Source organism: Allobosea sp. NPDC055594 (assembly GCF_053618995.1).
Window position 1 is genome coordinate 20,713 of sequence record NZ_JBSHIO010000013.1, and the last position, 16,797, is coordinate 37,509.

Below are 16,797 nucleotides of genomic sequence, written 5' to 3' on the forward strand. Positions count from 1 at the left end.
CCCCAATGATCCGTCCCGATCAGCCAGCCCCAGACCGGTCGCCGCGATGCCCGCCTTTTCCCTTGCGATCTTCGATTATGACGGGACGTTGGCCGACAGCTTTCCGTGGTTCTGCTCGGTGCTCAACCAGACGGCGCGCCAGTTCGGCTTCCGGGAGGTCGCCGCGGGCGAGGCCGACGCGCTTCGCGCACTCGAATCACGCGAGATCATGGCGCGCCTCGGCGTGCCCTTGTGGAAGCTGCCGGTTATCGCGGTGCATATGCGCCGGCTGAGCGCCGAGGCCGGGGATGCGGTGCCGCTCTTTCCGGGCGTCGAACCGATGCTCGCGCGCCTCACCGCAAGCGGGATCACGATCGCGATCGTCAGCTCCAATGGCGAGGATGCGATACGCCGCACGCTGGGGCAGGCTGCGAGCCACGTCAGCCATTTCAGCTGCGGCGCCTCGCTCTGGGGCAAGAGCGCCAAGTTCAAGACGGTGATCGGCCGGGCAGGGGCTTCCAGGGAGCGGACGATCTCGATCGGCGACGAGATCCGCGACATCGACGCGGCAAGGCGTGCCGGCATTGCGGCTGGCGCGGTGACCTTCGGCTACAACACGGCAGCGTCGCTGCGGGCGCGGGGGCCTGATCTGATCTTCGACAGCTATGAAGAGCTGACAGCGAAGCTTACGGCCTGATCAGGGCCGGGCGGTCGCGCCGACGCCGAGATTGGGCGCGAGGTTCGGCGCGACGATCCGCACCGTGCGGCGCTCGCCGGTGACGCTCTTGCTCTCGCGCTTCAGCCCGTCGCCCTGCTGTACCGTCTTCTCACTATCGATCCTTTGCGGGCCGACGCCGGCGGATTCGGTGCTCGCTGTCGGCACATTGGCGTCCGCCGTGGGTTCGTCGCCGGGGGCGGCCTGGAGCACGGTCGGGGCAGGCGCCGCGGGCGCCGGCTTGGTCTCCGGTGCATTGGCGGCGCCCTTCTTGCCGCGCGCCGGTGCCTCCGGCTTCGGTCGCGACATCTCCAGCGAGCGCTGCTCGGTGACGATGATGTCGCCCTTGCGCTGTTCGATCAGGCTCTCGGCGTCCTGCAGGGCCTGGGCCCAGCTCTGGCCGGGGGCCCGGCAGGTGCAGGTCGCGTCGAAGCTGCGGGTATATTTCAGGGCGTTCGGCAGCGAGGCATAGGGCGTGCCGGTGCTGCGCGAGACCGCGTTCTGGATGTCGCCGCCATTGCTCATGCCGAAGGCGAGCGTCTCGGTGCCGGGGCAGAGCGCCTGGCACATTTCGTCCTGGCCTTCGCGGCCGCCGGGGCTGTTGGCGAGCGGAAAGAAATAACCGTCACAGGTGCGGACGCAGACGCTGTAGGGGCCACCCTGGCGCGGCTGGCTTTCGCCGGGGTCCAGCGGATCGGGATCGAGCTCGGGCATGGTGGAGTCGATCTCGCCGCGGCGCGGCTCGATGCCGAAGATCGTCTCGAAAAAGCCGCGGCGCTGCTCGCGGCAGTTATTGTCGATGAGAGCGGCGAGCTGGGCTCGGCGCTGCTCGATGCCACCGTTCTGCGCCTGCCGCTGCAAGGCGCCGTACTGGGCCTCGAGCTGGCCGAGTTGGGCCCGGATGCCACCGCATTGCGGCGGCGTCTGCTCGCCGAAGAACAGGAAGCCGCCGCGGTCACAACCCATCGAACGGTATTGCCCGGAGAGCCGGGCGATCTGCGACGCGACGCGCTGCGCCGCCTGTGCGGCGCGGGGATCGCCGCCCCGCTGTCCCTGCAGGCTCGCCAGTTCGGCACGCCAGTTGTTGCAGGCGGGCGATTGCGCGACGGCCGCACCGGTCAGCGCGGCGAGCGCCAGAGCCGGAGCGAGGAGACGTCGGAGCGTAGCGAAGATCATCGGAGGACGCGTCTGAACCCTTGTTGGCCATCGGGCGCCGCTGGTGGCGCGCAGTGTTCGAGCACATGTCACAAAGGCGACGGAACTATGGAGCCTTAGCCATGCAGATTCGCATCTGCATGCCAGACGAAGGCCGAGATGGCATATTTGCGGGATGTCGACAATCGCCCGCGCCACCGCTCGTCCTTCAGGAGAGGGCAGTCCGAGGTCCCACCCGCGAGGCAAAGGGCGTGGTGGTGCGGGGCCTGCCAAACGACTAGAAGCGAAGGCAGCGCGGACCGTCGTCCCGCGCATTCCTCGACCAGGCGAAGCGAACCATGCCCCTCCATCAAGCGCTCGACGAGGCGTTCATCCCGGAACTGCCGAACTATTATCGCGGCAAGGTCCGCGAGAACTACGACCTGCCTGACGGCCGGCGCATCCTGATCTCGACCGACCGGCTCAGCGCTTTCGACCGCGCCATCGCCGCGATTCCGCTGAAAGGGCAGGTGCTGACGCAGGTCGCCCGCTACTGGTTCGAGAACACCGCCGACATCTGCCCCAACCACGTGCTCGAATACCCCGATCCCAATGTCGTGGTCGGCAAGCGGCTCGATATCCTTCCGGTCGAGGTGATCGTGCGCGGCTATCTCGCCGGCACCACCGGCACCTCGGTGCTGACGCTCTACAAGGAGGGCAGGCGCGAGATCTACGGCATGCGTTTCCCCGATGGCATGCGCGACAACGAGAAGCTGCCCGAGCCGATCATAACCCCGACCAGCAAGGCTTTCGACGGCGGCCATGACGAGCCGCTCACCGCACAGGGGATCGTCGACAGCGGCCTTCTGACCAAAAAGCAATGGGACACGGTATCGGAGTATGCGCTGGCGCTTTTCGCCCGGGGGCAGAAGCTGGCCGCCGAGCGCGGCCTGATCCTGGCCGACACCAAATACGAGTTCGGCACCGACAAGGATGGCAACATCCTGCTGGCGGACGAAATCCATACCCCGGATTCGAGCCGCTACTGGTTCGCCGGGAGCTATCCGGCGCGCTTCGCCGCCGGCGAGAAGCCCGAGAGCTTTGACAAGGATTTCGTGCGCAACTGGGTGGTGGCGCGCTGCGATCCCTACAAGGAGGACTTGCCGCCGATCCCCGACGAGCTGATCGCGCAGACCAGCGCGGTCTATGTGAAGGCCTTCGAGACGATCACCGGCACCGCCTTCGTCCCGCCGCCCGCCGGCGAGCCGCCGCTGGCACGGATCAGGCGCAACCTCGCCAGGTATTTTTAGGCGGCGGGCTCGCGGCCGCCCCTGCTGCGGAATGCGCCTCTGCCTTTTTGGGCGATCAGGCGCCTTCCTCGTGATAGGTGCCGGCCAGAAGCCGCCCGCGCTCGGTCAGCACCGCAAGCACGCGCTCGAAGGTCCGCAGCTCGTCGGGCGCGATGCCCTCGGTCCAGCGCTGCTCGAAGGCGAGCGCCAGCGGCACGATCTGGGCGTAGACCCGCGCCCCGGCGGCAGTGAGCGAGACGAAGGATTCGCGCCGGTCTGCCCGGTTCTCGCTGCGCGCCACGAGGCCGCGCTGGTCGAGTCCGGAGACGGCGCGCGAGACCTTGGTCTTGTGCATTTGCGAGAGCTCGCCGATGTCGCGCGAGGTCATCCGTCCGAATTCGCCGAGCTGGGCGATCACCCGCCATTCCGGGATGCCGATACCGAATTTCTCGCCATAGATCCGCGCCAGCGCCCTGCTCGCGAACACCGCCGCCACATTGATGCGGTAGGGTACGAACTGCTCGAGATGCAGGGCGTGCTCGCCGTCGGCCATGGTTGGTTTCATTGACATTAGTTTCACTTGCAACTAATCAGCAGCGGACGGGCAGCGGGCATGGAGCGGATGGAAGCCGGTTTTCGCAGAAGCCGTGCGCCATTTCCACATCCCTTGCCTGAAGCGCGATCATTGTCGGACCGGTTCCGCTGCAAAAGGCGCCGACGGCCAGGGAGGAAGCAGCCATGAACGTCCAGACGACGTCGCTCTCGGCGATTGGCCAACAGGTCCAGAACGGCCTGCGCTACATGTCGGGCTTCGGCAATTCCTTCGAGACCGAGAGCCTGCCGGGGGCGCTGCCGATCGGCCGCAACTCGCCGCAGAAGGCGGCTTACGGGCTCTATGCCGAGCAGCTCTCCGGCTCGCCCTTCACCGCCCCGCGCTCGACCAATGAGCGATCCTGGCTCTACCGCATCCGACCGAGCGTCAAGCATGGCGGCCGCTGGACGCTCGTCGACAAGGGGCTGGTCCGCACCGCGCCCTGCCGCGACGAGACCAAGCCTTCTCTGGGCCCGTTGCGCTGGAGCCCGATCCCGCTTCCGCAGGAGAAGCTGACCTTCCTCACCGGCCTGCGCACCCTGACCACCGCCGGCGACGGCGACGCCCAGGCCGGCATGGCCGCGCACATGGTCTTCGTCACCGCCTCGATGGAGCGCGAGTACCTATTCTGCGCCGATGGCGAGCTCCTGGTCGTCGCACAGGAGGGCCGCCTGCGCTTCTTCACCGAGTTCGGCATCATCGAGATCGAGCCCGGCGAGATCTGCGTCATCCCGCGCGGCGTCGTCTTCCGCTGCGAGCTGATCGACGGGCCGGCCCGTGCCTATGTCTGCGAGAATTACGGCGGCGGCTTCACCCTGCCGGATCGCGGGCCGATCGGCGCCAACTGCCTCGCCAATCCCCGCGACTTCCTGACCCCGGTCGCGGCCTATGAGGATATCGAGGAGCCCTCGACCCTCTACGCCAAATGGGGCGGCGAGATCTTCTCGACGGAGCTCGGCCAGTCGCCGCTCGACGTCGTCGCCTGGCATGGCAATTACGCGCCCTACAAATACGATCTGCGGCATTATTCGCCGGTCGGCGCGATCTCCTTCGACCATCCCGACCCGTCGATCTTCACCGTGCTGACCGCGCCCTCGGAGACGCCCGGCACCGCGAATATCGATTTCGTGATCTTCCCCGAGCGCTGGATGGTGGCGGAAAACACCTTCCGGCCGCCCTGGTACCACCGCAACATCATGTCGGAATTCATGGGGCTGATCTACGGCGTCTACGACGCCAAGCCCGAGGGCTTCACGCCCGGCGGCTTCAGCCTGCACAACATGATGCTGCCGCACGGGCCCGACACCCAGGCCTTCGAGCATGCGAGCACGGTCGAGCTCAAGCCGGTCAAGCTCACCGGCACCATGGCCTTCATGTTCGAGACGCGCTTCGCACAGCGCGTCACCGGCTATGCCGCCGCGCTGCCGGAGCTGCAGGAGAACTATGCCGATTGCTGGAGCGGGCTGAACAAGCGCTTTGACCCGAAGAAGCGCGAGGCCTGGTGAGCTCCGCTGTCACTCCGGCCCTTCGCGCAGCGAAGGGCCCGGAATTCTCAGCCGCGTTTTTTTCGTCATGGTCGGGCCTGTCCCGACCATCTACGTCTTCCCTCGCCGAAAGCGGTGTCCAAGACGTGGATGCTCGCCACAAGGGCGAGCATGACGAGTTGGAGAAGCGTTGCGCCTCAGCGCGACTTCAGCCGGTTCATGAAGGCGTCGTAGGAGAGCTCCGCGACCTGCCACCAGAGCAGGTTCTCGCCGCGGAAGGCGACCATCGACTCATAGCCCTTCTTGAACAGCTCGCTCTTGGCCGAGGTCTCGGCGTAGTACTCCTCGGCCGCCTTGAGCGAGGCTTCCATGATCGGCTGCGGGAAGGCCCGCAGCTGCGCGCCCTGGCCGACCAGCCGGCGCAGGCCGCCCGGATTCACGGCGTCGTACTTCGCCAGCATCCAGTTATTGGCCGCCTCGCAGGCATGGTAGACCATGGCCTGGTAGTGCTTGGGCAGCTTGCTCCACTGCTCCTGGTTGATGACGAGGTGCAGCATGGCGCCGCCCTCCCACCAGCCGGGATAGTAGTAATAGGGCGCGACCTTCACGAAGCCGAGCTTCTCGTCGTCATAGGGGCCGACGAATTCGGCGGCGTCGATCGTGCCGCGCTCCAGCGCCGGATAGACGTCGCCGGGGGCGATTTGGGTCGGCACCACGCCGAGTTTGGCGAGCACCGAGCCGCCCATCCCGCCGATGCGGAACTTGAGGCCCTTGAGGTCGTCGACCGTCTTCAGCTCCTTGCGGAAGAAGCCGCCCATCTGGCAGCCGGAATTGCCGCAGGGGATCGCGTAGGCGTTGAACTTGGCCAGGGCCTCGTTGATGATCTGCTCGCCGCCGCCGAAATACCACCAGCTATGCTGCTGGCGGGCGTTCAGGCCGAAGGGGATGCCGGTGCCGAGGCCGAAGGCCGGCTCCTTGCCGATGTAGAAATAGGTCGGGGTATGGGCGCATTCGACCGTGCCGGAGCTGACCGCGTCGAGCGCCTGCAGGCCGGGGACGATCTCGCCGGCCGAGAAGGTCTGGACCTGGAAGCGGCCGTCGGTGGCGTCCGACATGAACTTGGCGAACTGCTGGGCGGTGCCGAAGATCGTGTCGAGCTGCTTGGGGAAGCTCGAGGTCAGTCGCCATTTCACTTCGGGCATCGACTGGGCGATTGCCGGCATCGCGATCGAGGTCGCAGCGGCGGCGAGCGCCCCAGTTTTCAAAAACGTGCGGCGTTCCATATGGTCTCCTCCCGAAAGCTCGTTGCGCTCTTCATGGCGTGTCCGGGGAGGAATGAAAAGAGATGAAGCTTGCATCGCTCACGCATGGCCGCGACGGCCGTCTCGTCGTCGTCTCGAACGACCTGACGCGCGCCACGGATGCCTTCCCGGTGGTGGCGACGCTACAGGGCGCGCTGGACGACTGGGCGCGCTGCGCGCCGCGCCTTTCCGACCTCGCCGAGGGACTGGAGCACGGCTCGGTGCCGTCCTTCCGCTTCCACGAGCACGATTGCGCCTCGCCGCTGCCGCGCGCCTATCAATGGGTCGATGGCTCGGCCTATGTGAACCATGTCGAGCTCGTCCGGAAGGCGCGGGGGGCCGAGATGCCCGCGAGCTTCTGGACCGATCCGCTGATGTATCAGGGCGGCTCCGATTCGTTCCTCGGCCCGCGCCAGCCGATTCGGATCGCCAGCGAGGATTACGGCATCGACCTCGAGGCCGAGATCGCGGTCATCACCGGCGACGTGCCGATGGGCGTGAGCCCCGAGGAGGCGCGTGGACTGATTCGCCTCGTCATGCTCGTCAACGATGTCAGCCTGCGCAACCTGATCCCGGCCGAACTCGCGAAGGGGTTCGGGTTCCTGCAGTCCAAGCCATCCTCGGCCTGCTCTCCCGTCGCGGTGACACCAGAGGAACTCGGTTCCGCCTGGAAGGACGGGAAGCTCCACCTGCCATTGCTCGCCCAGATCAACGGCAAGCCCTTCGGCAAGCCGCAGGCCGGTATCGACGTGACCTTCGATTTCGGCGTGCTGATCGCCCATGCCGCCAAGACCCGCCCGCTGATCGCCGGCAGCGTCGTCGGTTCCGGCACGGTCTCCAACCGCGACGCCGATGGCGGGCCGGGCCGGCCGATCGCCGAGGGCGGGCTGGGCTATGCCTGCATCGCCGAGCAGCGCATGGTCGAGACCATCCGCGAGGGTGCGGCCAGGACGCCCTTCCTGCGCTTCGGCGACAGCGTCCGGATCGAGATGAAGAACGCTTCCGGCCATTCGATCTTCGGCGCCATCGAGCAGGAAATCATGCCCTATGTGCGCTGAGGCGGCTCCGTCATTTCAAGAGCTCGCATGACGACCAGCTCCGGAGCCGCTTTGTCATCCCGGGCTTGTCCCGGGACCCATCGGTGGGAGACGGAGCCTTATGATGGATCCTGGATCTGCGCCGCTTCGCGGCTTGTCCGGGATGACGAAGTCATTTCGAACGAGCGCAACGCGCACCAGAAAAAGTCTGAAAGGTCCTGACGATGTCCTCCCCCGCTTTCGCCTCCACCGCCGATCTCGGCGAGAAGACCGTCTCCTTCGACGAGATCGGCAAGGGGGTCTACGCCTATACAGCCGAGGGCGACCCCAATAGCGGCATCGTCGTCGGCGACGACAGCGTGCTCGTTTTCGACGCGCAGGCGACGCCGGCCATGGCCGAGCGCGTCATCGCGAAAGTGCGCGAGGTCACCGACAAGCCGGTCAGCCATGTCGTGCTCTCGCACTACCACGCGGTCCGCGTGCTCGGCGCGCCGGCTTATGGCGCCCGCGAGATCGTCTGCTCGGATGCGGCGCGAGCGATGATCGTCGAGCGCGGCGAGGAGGACAAGGCGAGCGAGATCGGCCGCTTCCCGCGGCTCTTCCAGGGCGCCGACTCGATCCGCCCTGGCCTGACCTGGCCGACCACGACCTTCTCGCATAATGCCTCGATCTGGCTGGGCTCGCGCGAGGTCCGCCTGATGAAGCTCGGGCGTGGCCATACCGCCGGCGACATCGTCGCCTGGATGCCGGACACCAATGTGATCTTCGCCGGCGACCTCGTCGAATACGGCGCGACGCCCTATTGCGGCGATGCGCATTTCACCGACTGGCCGGCGACGCTCGATGCGCTGGCGAGCTTCGCGCCGGCTGCCATGGTGCCGGGCCGCGGTGCCGCCCTGACCAACCGGGCGATGGTGGCGGACGGCATCAAGGGCACCCGCGCCTTCCTCTCCGATCTCTTCGAGGCGGTCAGGGACCATGTCGCGGCCGGCCGCTCGCTGCGCGAGACCTTCGAACGCGTGCACGAGGCCTTGAAGCCGGCCTATGGCGACTGGGTGATCTTCGAGCACTGTCTGCCCTTCAACGTCACCCGCGCCTATGACGAGGCCGGCGGCCTCGATCACCCACGGATCTGGACCGACGAGCGCGACCGCCAGATGTGGCTGGACCTGCGGGGCTAGGGCGCGAGGGGCCGATGCAGCCCTTCCGCCAATTCGCCTATCGCCGCAGTCCTGACCAGGACGCGGCCATGCCGGTGAAGCGCCCGGTGGTCGTGGTGGGGGCGGGCCCGGTCGGGCTGACCCTGGCGCTCGACCTCGCGCGCCGCGCCGTGCCGGTCGTGCTGATCGATGATGCCGACCGGATTGGCGAGGGTTCGCGCGCGATCTGCTTCGCCAAGCGCACGCTCGAGATCTTCGACAGGCTCGGCCTCGCGCAGGCGATGGTCGAGAAGGGCGTCACCTGGCAGAAGGGCAAGGTCTTCCGTGGCGATGCTGGGCTCTACGAGTTCGATCTCCTGCCCGAGGGCGGCCACAAGCAGCCTGCCTTCATCAACCTCCAGCAGTTCCATGTCGAAGCGGCGCTGGTCGACGCCGTGCTCGCCGAGCCTTTGGTCGATCTGCGCTGGAGCAACCGGCTGGCCGGACTCGCCAACCGCGACGACGGAGTCGCGCTCACCATCGCCACGCCGGACGGGAACTATTCGCTTCACGCCGACTGGCTGATCGCCTGTGACGGCGCCCGCTCGCCGAGCCGCGACATGCTCGGCCTGGAGTTTCGTGGCGAGGCTTTCGAGGACCGCTTCCTGATCGCCGATGTGAAGATGCAGGCGCCGTTCCCGACCGAGCGCTGGTTCTGGTTCGATCCGCCTTTCCATTCCGGCCAGTCGGCCTTGCTGCACAAGCAGCCGGACGATGTCTGGCGCATCGACCTGCAGCTCAGCCCCGATGCCGATCCCGAGCATGAGAAGCGCCCGGAGATCGTGCGGCCCCGGATCGAGCGCATGCTCGGCCATGCCGAGTTCGCCTTGGAATGGGTCTCGGTCTATCGCTTCCAGTGCCGCCGGCTCGACCGTTTCCTGCACGGGCGCGTGATCTTCGCCGGCGACGCCGCTCATCAGGTCTCGCCCTTCGGCGCCCGCGGCGCCAATTCCGGCATCCAGGACGCCGACAATCTCGGCTGGAAGCTGGCGCTCGTCCTGCAGGGCAGGAGCCCGGTTTCGCTGCTCGAAAGCTATGATGGCGAGCGTGGCGCGGCCGCCGACGAAAACATTCTGAACTCGACGCGTGCGACCGATTTCATCGCGCCGCGCTCGCCCGGCGAGCGTCTGCTGCGCGCTGCCGCCCTGTCGCTGGCGCCGCTCGCTCCCTTCGCCCAGCGTTTCGTCAATTCCGGCCGGCTCTCCTTGCCGAGTGCCTATGCGGATTCGCCGCTCTCGACGCCGGATTCCGACTGGGAGGGAGGCCTGCCGCCGGGAGCCCCGTTCCTCGATGCGCCGCTGTCCGGCCGGGCAGAGGGCGCTGCCTGGCTGAGCGAGGCGCTGCGGTCGGGCAGGCCCGTGATCATTGGCGAGGGGACCTCGCGCCTCGCCCCGCCGGGAGTGGTCGCGGTCGAGCCGGCTGCGGATACGAGCGATATCCTCAGGCGGCGCTATGCGCTCGCACCCGGCGATGCCGTCCTCCTGCGGCCGGACGGTCATGTTGCGGCCCGGTTCCATCAGGCGAGCCCGGCCGAGATTGCCATCGCCATCGAAAGGCTGGAGGGCCGCGCTTCATGACCGAGCCCGTCGCTCTTGCGCGCGAAGCCCGCTTCGCCGATCCCGATGCCGCCTATCGCCTGCTGGCCGAGGCGCATCGCGATCTCGACGAACGGGAGAGCGCTGCGCTGAATGCGCGGCTGGTGCTGATCCTCGCCAACCAGCTCGGCGACCTCGCCCTGCTGCGCGAGGCCGTGGCGCTGGCGCGGCAAGCACGGTAACCTCGTCCCGGACCATGGATTCTGGAGCCTGCCGCCAGATGGACGATCTCGCGCCCTTCTACCCGACGCTGATCCCGCTCGCCTTCTTCTTCTGGGGGCCGGCGCTGGTGATGCTGCTGTTCTGGCTGGTCGGGCTCTGGGCCCGCAGGCTCGGCGTCGCCCGCGCTTTGGAGAGCGACTGGGACGGCTTCAGCAAGGACGATGTCGAAAAGCTCTTCGCCGCCTATGGCGAGCGGCTCCGCGCCGCCTATCGTTACAAGCTTCTGCCGGCCGATGCGGCTGTCGCCCTGACCTATGCGATCGTCGGCGGCGTCCTCATCGCCGGCCTGTCGATGCGCGGCTATCCCTGGTGGGTGGCGGCTCTGTGTGGTGGTGGCTGGCTCTTCGGCGGGCTCTGCGACATTGCCGAGAACCTCGCCGTCGCTCGTCTGCTCGACCGCTATCCGAGGGTCGAGGAGGGTACGGTCGCCTTCGCGAGCGGCTTCACGCGCATCAAGCTCGTGCTGTTCGCGCTCGGCGTGGTCGGAGCGATCGTCGCCGCCTATCTCGCCTTCAAGCCGCTGGCGGTCTGAAAGCCGCGCCTGCGCGAGCCTGCCTGGCACGTTGCACTGGCGCGAAACCCCGGGCCATCCCATATCCTGTCGGCCTTCGGGCGATGCAGAGTCGGGAGAATTGTGAATGCGGTTTCGTCGTCATGTCCTGTCCGTGCTGGCCGCGTTCGCCCTCGGAGGCGCCGCGCTTGCCCCGGCCCAGGCCCAGGAGGACCTGATTTTCCGCAAGTCGACGGTCTGGAAGATGATGACGCCGGACGACAAGCTGGCGGTCTACGGCGTCGACGATCCCGTGGTCGAGGGCGTCGCCTGCCACTACACCGTGCCCGAGAAGGGCGGCGTCTCCGGCATGTTCGGCGTCGCCGAGGAGGTCTCCGACGTCTCGCTCTCCTGCCGCCAGATCGGCCCGATCAAGTTCAAGGAAAAATTCTCGCAGGGCGATGTCGTCTTCCGAGAGCGCCGCTCGTTGATCTGGAAGAAGATGCAGATCGTGCGCGGCTGCGACGTCAAGCGCAACGTGCTGATCTACATGGTCTACACCGACAAGCTGATCGACGGCTCGCCGCAGAACTCGACCTCGAGCGTGCCGATCATGCCCTGGGGCGGCATGGGCGAAGTCGCGAAATGCGCCGAATGGGTGCGCTGAGGAGGGTGCGGTTGAACAGCGACCTCTAGCGCGGCGTATAGGTGCCGACATAGTTGCAATTGGCGCCGTGGAAGAGCGAGCAGTGGCCGCTTTCGGACACCTCGATGCCGCGGCCCTTGCGGCGGATTTCCAGCCGGCAGACCTCGCCATCCTCTTTCGCTTCGGCGACGAGCCGGTTGCCCTGAAGGCCGCCGCGTGCGGAGATCTCGCCGACGCAGCGACTGCTTGATATCTCGGCATCGACCTTGAACAGGCCAGAGCCCGTCGAGCGGATCGTCATGCTGTTGGCCGGCGTACGGTAGCGGCCCTCGAATGCCAGGGCGGGCAGGAGGCTCGCCAGAATGAAGCCGGCGACGAGTGCCGGATGGGTCAGTGCTGAATGAGGCATGGCCGACGCTCCCTGCTACGGCCTCGGTCGATCCGCGGCCGCTCAGGTTAGCGCTTGCCTCGCTCTGGGGAAAACTCGCCCGGAGGGGTCAGTGCCCGCAGGTGATGACGAGCGGCCGCTCGGTCTCGCTTTGGGTCGAGGCCCTGACCGCGCCGGTGAAATCCTCGGCCGAGGCCACGCCATAGGCCTTGGCGATACGGTGGCCCTGCGCTTCGCACCAGGCATTGGCGACGATCTGGCCGCATTCGGCCTTGCTGGCGATGCAGTCGGCGACGCCATAGCCGTCGCTGGCGGGGATCAGATAGGTGCGCTCGGGCTTGGGGGCGGCGACGGTGCCGGAGGTGGGAACCACGGCGAGCGAGAGCCCAGCTCCGATGATGCCGAACAAACCGACCAGAGCCACTGCGCGGCGCATGATATTTTCCCTGAGCTTCGAAGAGCTCTGAACCTTCGACATCACAGCTTGGTTCCGAATGCTTAAAATACGGTGAAGTGCGGTCAACTTTGTTGCAGCGCACAAGGGGAGGGCGCTTGTGGCGGGATTGCGGCAGCCAGAGCCGGAATCGCTGGACAGGGGGCTGCGAGCGGCACTTCGGCGCAGGAGCGTTGCAGCGCTGCCACTTGACGTAAGCGCACGCCGCAGGCATTCACGAGCATGATGACGCGAGCCCTCGCCATTATCTGCATTATTTGCCGCTAGCTTTCGCTGGCCGGCTGCTCACGTCCTCGTCCCAACGAAAAGACAGACAGCGCCCCGGCCAGCGGCCTGGATACGCCTTCTTTGTCGCCTTTTCGCTAGGATACCGGATCGATGCAGCCCAATCTCAGGCTCCACAACACGCTGACGCGGACCAAGGAGGCTTTCGCCCCGGTCGATCCGGCAAATGTCCGCATGTATGCCTGCGGCCCCACGGTCTATGACTACGCCCATATCGGCAATGCCCGGCCGGTCATCGTCTTCGACGTGCTCTACCGGCTGCTGCGGCATCTGTATGGCGAAGCCCATGTGCGCTATGCCCGCAACCTCACCGACGTCGACGACAAGATCAATGCGCGGGCCGCCCGCGACTATCCGGGCCTGCCTCTGAACCAGGCGATCGCCAAGGTGACCGAGACGACGACGGCGCAGTTCCACGCCGATGTCGACGCCCTCGGCAATCTGCGGCCCGATGAGGAGCCCCGTGCCACCGGCCATATCGAGGAGATGAAGGCGATCATCGAGCGGCTGATCGCCCGCGGCGTCGCCTATGTCGCCGAGGAGCATGTGCTGTTCCATGTTCCGGCAGTCGCCGGCATGAAGCAGGCGCCGCGCTATGGCTCGCTCGCCCGCCGCTCGCTCGACGAGATGATCTCCGGCGCCCGCGTTGATGTCGCACCCTATAAGCGCGACCCGATGGATTTCGTGCTCTGGAAACCGAGCCGCGAGGGCGTCGATCCCGGCTGGCCGTCGCCGGCCGGCATCGCGACGCCGGGCCGTCCCGGCTGGCATATCGAATGCTCGGCCATGTCGATGAAGGCGCTGCTCGAGCCCTTCGGCGGCGGCCTCTCCTGCGATGATCCCGCCAGGAACGTCTTCGACATCCATGGCGGTGGCATCGACCTCGTCTTCCCGCATCACGAGAACGAGCTGGCGCAGTCCTGCTGCGCCTTCGGCGGGGAGGGCGGCGCGCCGCTGATGGCGAACTACTGGATGCACAACGGCTTCCTGCAGGTCGAAGGCGAGAAGATGTCGAAATCGCTCGGCAACTTCGTCACCATCAACGAGCTTCTGGCGACGGAGAAATTCGGCGGCCGCACCTGGCCGGGCGAAGTGCTGCGCCTCGCCATGCTGCGTACCCATTATCGCCAGCCGATCGACTGGACGGTGAAGGCGCTGGAGGAGGCGGAGAAGACGCTTCTCGACTGGGCTGCGGCTGTCGGTGACAGCGCGGCCGGCGAGGTCTCCCCTGCCGTGCTCGATGCCCTGTCGGACGATCTCAACACCTCCCAGGTGCTCGCGGAGCTGCACGCCTTGCGCAAGGCTGGTGACTTCGCGGGCCTGAAGGCGAGCCTCGATCTGCTCGGCATCGCGCTCCCCGCGATCGCCGCCAGCACGATCGATCCCGCGCTGCGTGCGAAGGTGGACGGCTTGATCGCCGCCCGTCTCGACGCACGCCGCGCCAAGAATTTCGCCGAATCCGATCGCATCCGCGACGAGCTCGCCGCCATGGGCATCGCCCTCAAGGACGGCAAGGACCCGGCGACAGGCGAGGCGATCACGACCTGGGACCTGAAGCGGTGAACCGCGCCCGCACTCCCTCTCCCCCTGCGGGAGAGGGTTGGGGTGAGGGGTCTCGCGACGCTGATCGCTGGCCCCGAGAGGTGCAGGCCGGAGAGGGCAGCGCGACCCCTCATCCGGCCGCTGCCCGGCCACCTTCTCCCGCAGGGGGAGAAGGGGAGCGTGCGCCTGCTTCACGGGAGACCCTGACGAAGCGCGCGCGGACCATGCGCAGGGAGCCGACGGAGACGGAGCGGAAACTCTGGCATCTGCTGCGGGACCGCCGATTCAGCGGCTTCAAGTTCCGTCGGCAGGTGCAGATCGGGCGCTACATCGTCGATTTCGTCTGCCCGGCCAAGCGATTGATCGTTGAGGTCGATGGTGGTCAGCACGCCAAAAGCGCCTATGACGCGGCTCGCGACGCCTGGCTGATTGCTCAGGGATTTCGCGTCCGCCGCTTCTGGAATGCCGACATCCTGCTGCGCCCCGACGAGGTCAGGGACACGCTCTGGCACGATCTCGATGGCGCCACTATCCACGAGCCGGAGATCGCTGAGGCAACGCGGCCGGACACATCATTGAACCAAGAAGAAGGAAGAAGCGCATGAACCCGCCCCGCATTCGCCCCGCCGGCTCGCTTTCGATCGCGATGAAGCTCGTCATGCTCGCCATGGTGATGCCGAAGCTGCTGCGTTATCGCCTGCGAGCCCGGCGATGAGCGCCCGCGTCCATCTCTTCGACACGACGCTGCGCGACGGCGCCCAGACAACCGGCGTCGACTTCTCGCTGGACGACAAGCGCGCGATCGCGGTGATGCTCGACAAGCTCGGTATCGATTATGTCGAGGGCGGCTATCCCGGCGCGAACCCGCTCGACACCGCCTTCTTCGAGCAGAAGCCGACGCGGCAGGCGAAATTCGCCGCCTTCGGCATGACCAAGCGGGCAGGGCGCTCGGCCGCCAACGACCCTGGCATCGCCGCGCTGCTCGAAGCAAAGGCCGACGCCATCGTCTTCGTCGCCAAGAGCTGGGACTACCATGTCCATGTCGCGCTCGAGATCCCGCTGGAGGAGAACCTCGCCGGCATCGCCGAGAGTGTCGCGGCGGCAAAGGCGGCCGGGCGCGAGGTGATGCTCGACTGTGAGCACTTCTTCGACGGCTACAAGGCTAATCCAGAATACGCGCTGGCCTGCGCCCGCACCGCCTATGAGGCCGGGGCCCGCTGGGTCGTGCTCTGCGACACCAATGGCGGCACCCTGCCGGATGAGATCGGTGCGATCGTCGCCGCGGTGGCGAAGGTCGTGCCGGGCGAAAGCCTCGGCATCCACGCCCATGACGATTGCGGCTGTGCCGTCGCCAACTCGCTCGCGGCCGTCGAGGCCGGTGCCCGCCAGATCCAGGGCACACTGAACGGACTCGGCGAGCGTTGCGGCAACGCCAATCTCGTGACCCTGATCGGCACGCTGAAGCTGAAGGAGCGCTATCGCGAGCGCTTTTCGATCGGCGTCGCGGATGAGCGCCTCGGCGAGCTCACTCATGTCTCGCGGGCGCTCGACGAGATGCTGAACCGCGCCCCGAACCGCCACGCGCCCTTCGTCGGTTCATCCGCCTTCGCCACCAAGGCCGGTATCCACGCCTCGGCCGTGCTGAAGGACCCGCGCACCTATGAGCATGTCGCGCCGGAAGCCGTCGGCAACAGCCGCAAGGTCCTGGTCTCCAACCAGGGCGGCAAGTCCAACCTGCTGGCCGAACTCGAACGCGTCGGCGTCACGATCGCTCGCGACGACCCGCGGCTTTCGCGGGTGCTCGAGGAGCTGAAGGACAAGGAGGCGCAGGGCTATGCCTTCGAGGGGGCCGATGCCTCCTTCTACCTGCTGGTGCGCCGCATCCTCGGCGAGGTCCCGGAATTCTTCGGGGTCGAGCGCTTCGCGGTGAATGTCGAGCGCCGGCACAATGCGCTCGGCGAGCTCGTCACCTTCTCGGAGGCGATCGTGAAGGTGAAGGTCGGCGAGGAGGTGCTGATCTCAGCGGCGGAGGGCGATTCCGGCCCGGTCAACGCACTCGACATCGCGCTGCGCAAGGATCTCGGCCGCTACCAGTCGCTGATCGAGGGCTTGCGCCTCGTCGACTACAAGGTCCGCATCTTCCAGGGGGGTACGGACGCCGTGACCCGCGTGCTGATCGAATCGGCGGATGAGCGCGGCGAGCGCTGGACCACGGTTGGGGTCAGCGCCAACATCATCGACGCCTCGTTCCAGGCGCTGACCGACTCGATCGTCTACAAGCTGATGCGCGAGGGCGCGACGGCCTAGATCGCGGCACATCCGTTCGGACGCGGTCACGGTGATCTATTTCATTGGTATCGCATCGGATTTATCCGAAAAAGTGGATTCCACCTTCGGTCCGATGCTACAGATGCCGGGCGAGGAGATCGCCGCTGCCTGGATCGC

General features: G+C 66.9%; 17 protein-coding genes. 12 read left to right on the top strand and 5 right to left on the bottom strand.

The window, feature by feature from the left end; genetic code table 11:
• Nucleotides 1-46 precede the first annotated feature (46 nt).
• Nucleotides 47-676 carry an HAD hydrolase-like protein gene (locus ACWGRX_RS21400; RefSeq protein WP_452119181.1) on the top strand — a complete coding sequence of 210 codons (630 nt, stop codon included), beginning with the start codon at nt 47-49 and terminating at the stop codon, nt 674-676.
• Here ACWGRX_RS21400 and ACWGRX_RS21405 read toward each other — a convergent pair whose 3' ends face one another.
• A complete protein-coding gene (locus ACWGRX_RS21405; protein WP_452119182.1) occupies nt 677-1,870 on the bottom strand; it encodes a DUF2865 domain-containing protein in 1,194 nt (397 codons plus the stop codon).
• Nucleotides 1,871-2,187: 317 nt separating this feature from the next.
• On the opposite strand from ACWGRX_RS21405, the gene ACWGRX_RS21410 reads away from it, so the two are divergent.
• Nucleotides 2,188-3,138 (top strand): phosphoribosylaminoimidazolesuccinocarboxamide synthase, encoded by a 951-nt coding sequence (locus tag ACWGRX_RS21410; protein WP_452119183.1) that lies wholly within the window; start codon nt 2,188-2,190, stop codon nt 3,136-3,138.
• Between the two features lie 55 nt (nt 3,139-3,193).
• Here ACWGRX_RS21410 and ACWGRX_RS21415 read toward each other — a convergent pair whose 3' ends face one another.
• Nucleotides 3,194-3,670 (bottom strand): MarR family winged helix-turn-helix transcriptional regulator, encoded by a 477-nt coding sequence (locus tag ACWGRX_RS21415; RefSeq protein WP_452119184.1) that lies wholly within the window; start codon nt 3,668-3,670, stop codon nt 3,194-3,196.
• Nucleotides 3,671-3,855: 185 nt separating this feature from the next.
• On the opposite strand from ACWGRX_RS21415, the gene hmgA reads away from it, so the two are divergent.
• Entirely contained in the window at nt 3,856-5,214 is a 1,359-nt protein-coding gene (gene hmgA / locus ACWGRX_RS21420; RefSeq protein WP_452119185.1) for a homogentisate 1,2-dioxygenase, read from the top strand.
• Nucleotides 5,215-5,390: 176 nt separating this feature from the next.
• Here the strand turns inward: hmgA and ACWGRX_RS21425 are convergent, their stop codons facing one another.
• The gene (locus ACWGRX_RS21425; RefSeq protein WP_452119186.1) at nt 5,391-6,476 is read right to left on the bottom strand and encodes a TRAP transporter substrate-binding protein; all 1,086 of its coding nucleotides are present in this window, start codon (nt 6,474-6,476) and stop codon (nt 5,391-5,393) included.
• A gap of 62 nt (nt 6,477-6,538) precedes the next feature.
• On the opposite strand from ACWGRX_RS21425, the gene ACWGRX_RS21430 reads away from it, so the two are divergent.
• From ACWGRX_RS21430 to ACWGRX_RS21455, 6 genes are all read left to right on the top strand, one after another.
• A complete protein-coding gene (locus tag ACWGRX_RS21430; protein WP_452119187.1) occupies nt 6,539-7,552 on the top strand; it encodes a fumarylacetoacetate hydrolase family protein in 1,014 nt (337 codons plus the stop codon).
• A 203-nt stretch (nt 7,553-7,755) separates the two neighbouring features.
• Nucleotides 7,756-8,712 (top strand): MBL fold metallo-hydrolase, encoded by a 957-nt coding sequence (locus tag ACWGRX_RS21435; RefSeq protein WP_291636540.1) that lies wholly within the window; start codon nt 7,756-7,758, stop codon nt 8,710-8,712.
• A gap of 14 nt (nt 8,713-8,726) precedes the next feature.
• Nucleotides 8,727-10,307 carry an FAD-dependent oxidoreductase gene (locus ACWGRX_RS21440; protein WP_452119188.1) on the top strand — a complete coding sequence of 527 codons (1,581 nt, stop codon included), beginning with the start codon at nt 8,727-8,729 and terminating at the stop codon, nt 10,305-10,307.
• Entirely contained in the window at nt 10,304-10,507 is a 204-nt protein-coding gene (locus ACWGRX_RS21445) for a DUF2783 domain-containing protein (protein ID WP_291636544.1), read from the top strand. Before ACWGRX_RS21440 ends, ACWGRX_RS21445 begins: the two co-directional genes overlap by 4 nt.
• Nucleotides 10,508-10,545: 38 nt before the next feature.
• Nucleotides 10,546-11,079, top strand: coding sequence for a DUF885 domain-containing protein (locus ACWGRX_RS21450; protein ID WP_452119189.1), 534 nt, complete (start codon nt 10,546-10,548; stop codon nt 11,077-11,079).
• 106 nt (nt 11,080-11,185) lie between these two features.
• Nucleotides 11,186-11,704, top strand: a complete 519-nt coding sequence (locus ACWGRX_RS21455) for a CreA family protein (protein WP_452119190.1) — start codon at nt 11,186-11,188, stop codon at nt 11,702-11,704.
• 25 nt (nt 11,705-11,729) lie between these two features.
• On the opposite strand, the gene ACWGRX_RS21460 is transcribed toward ACWGRX_RS21455, so the two are convergent.
• Complete coding sequence (locus ACWGRX_RS21460; RefSeq protein WP_452119191.1) at nt 11,730-12,092, bottom strand: hypothetical protein; 363 nt, start codon at nt 12,090-12,092, stop codon at nt 11,730-11,732.
• An 88-nt stretch (nt 12,093-12,180) separates the two neighbouring features.
• On the bottom strand, nt 12,181-12,507 hold the full coding sequence (locus tag ACWGRX_RS21465; RefSeq protein ID WP_291636552.1) for a hypothetical protein: 327 nt from the start codon (nt 12,505-12,507) through the stop codon (nt 12,181-12,183).
• 396 nt (nt 12,508-12,903) lie between these two features.
• Here ACWGRX_RS21465 and cysS point away from each other — a divergent pair, with 396 nt between their 5' ends.
• The 3 genes from cysS to cimA all read left to right on the top strand — a co-directional run bounded on the left by cysS (nt 12,904) and on the right by cimA (nt 16,659).
• Entirely contained in the window at nt 12,904-14,373 is a 1,470-nt protein-coding gene (gene cysS, locus ACWGRX_RS21470; protein WP_452119192.1) for a cysteine--tRNA ligase, read from the top strand.
• Nucleotides 14,374-14,555: 182 nt separating this feature from the next.
• Nucleotides 14,556-14,957, top strand: coding sequence for an endonuclease domain-containing protein (locus ACWGRX_RS21475; protein ID WP_452119296.1), 402 nt, complete (start codon nt 14,556-14,558; stop codon nt 14,955-14,957).
• 106 nt (nt 14,958-15,063) lie between these two features.
• Nucleotides 15,064-16,659: a citramalate synthase gene (gene cimA / locus ACWGRX_RS21480; RefSeq protein ID WP_452119193.1), complete on the top strand. Its 1,596-nt coding sequence runs from the start codon at nt 15,064-15,066 to the stop codon at nt 16,657-16,659.
• The last annotated feature ends 138 nt before the right edge of the window (nt 16,660-16,797 follow it).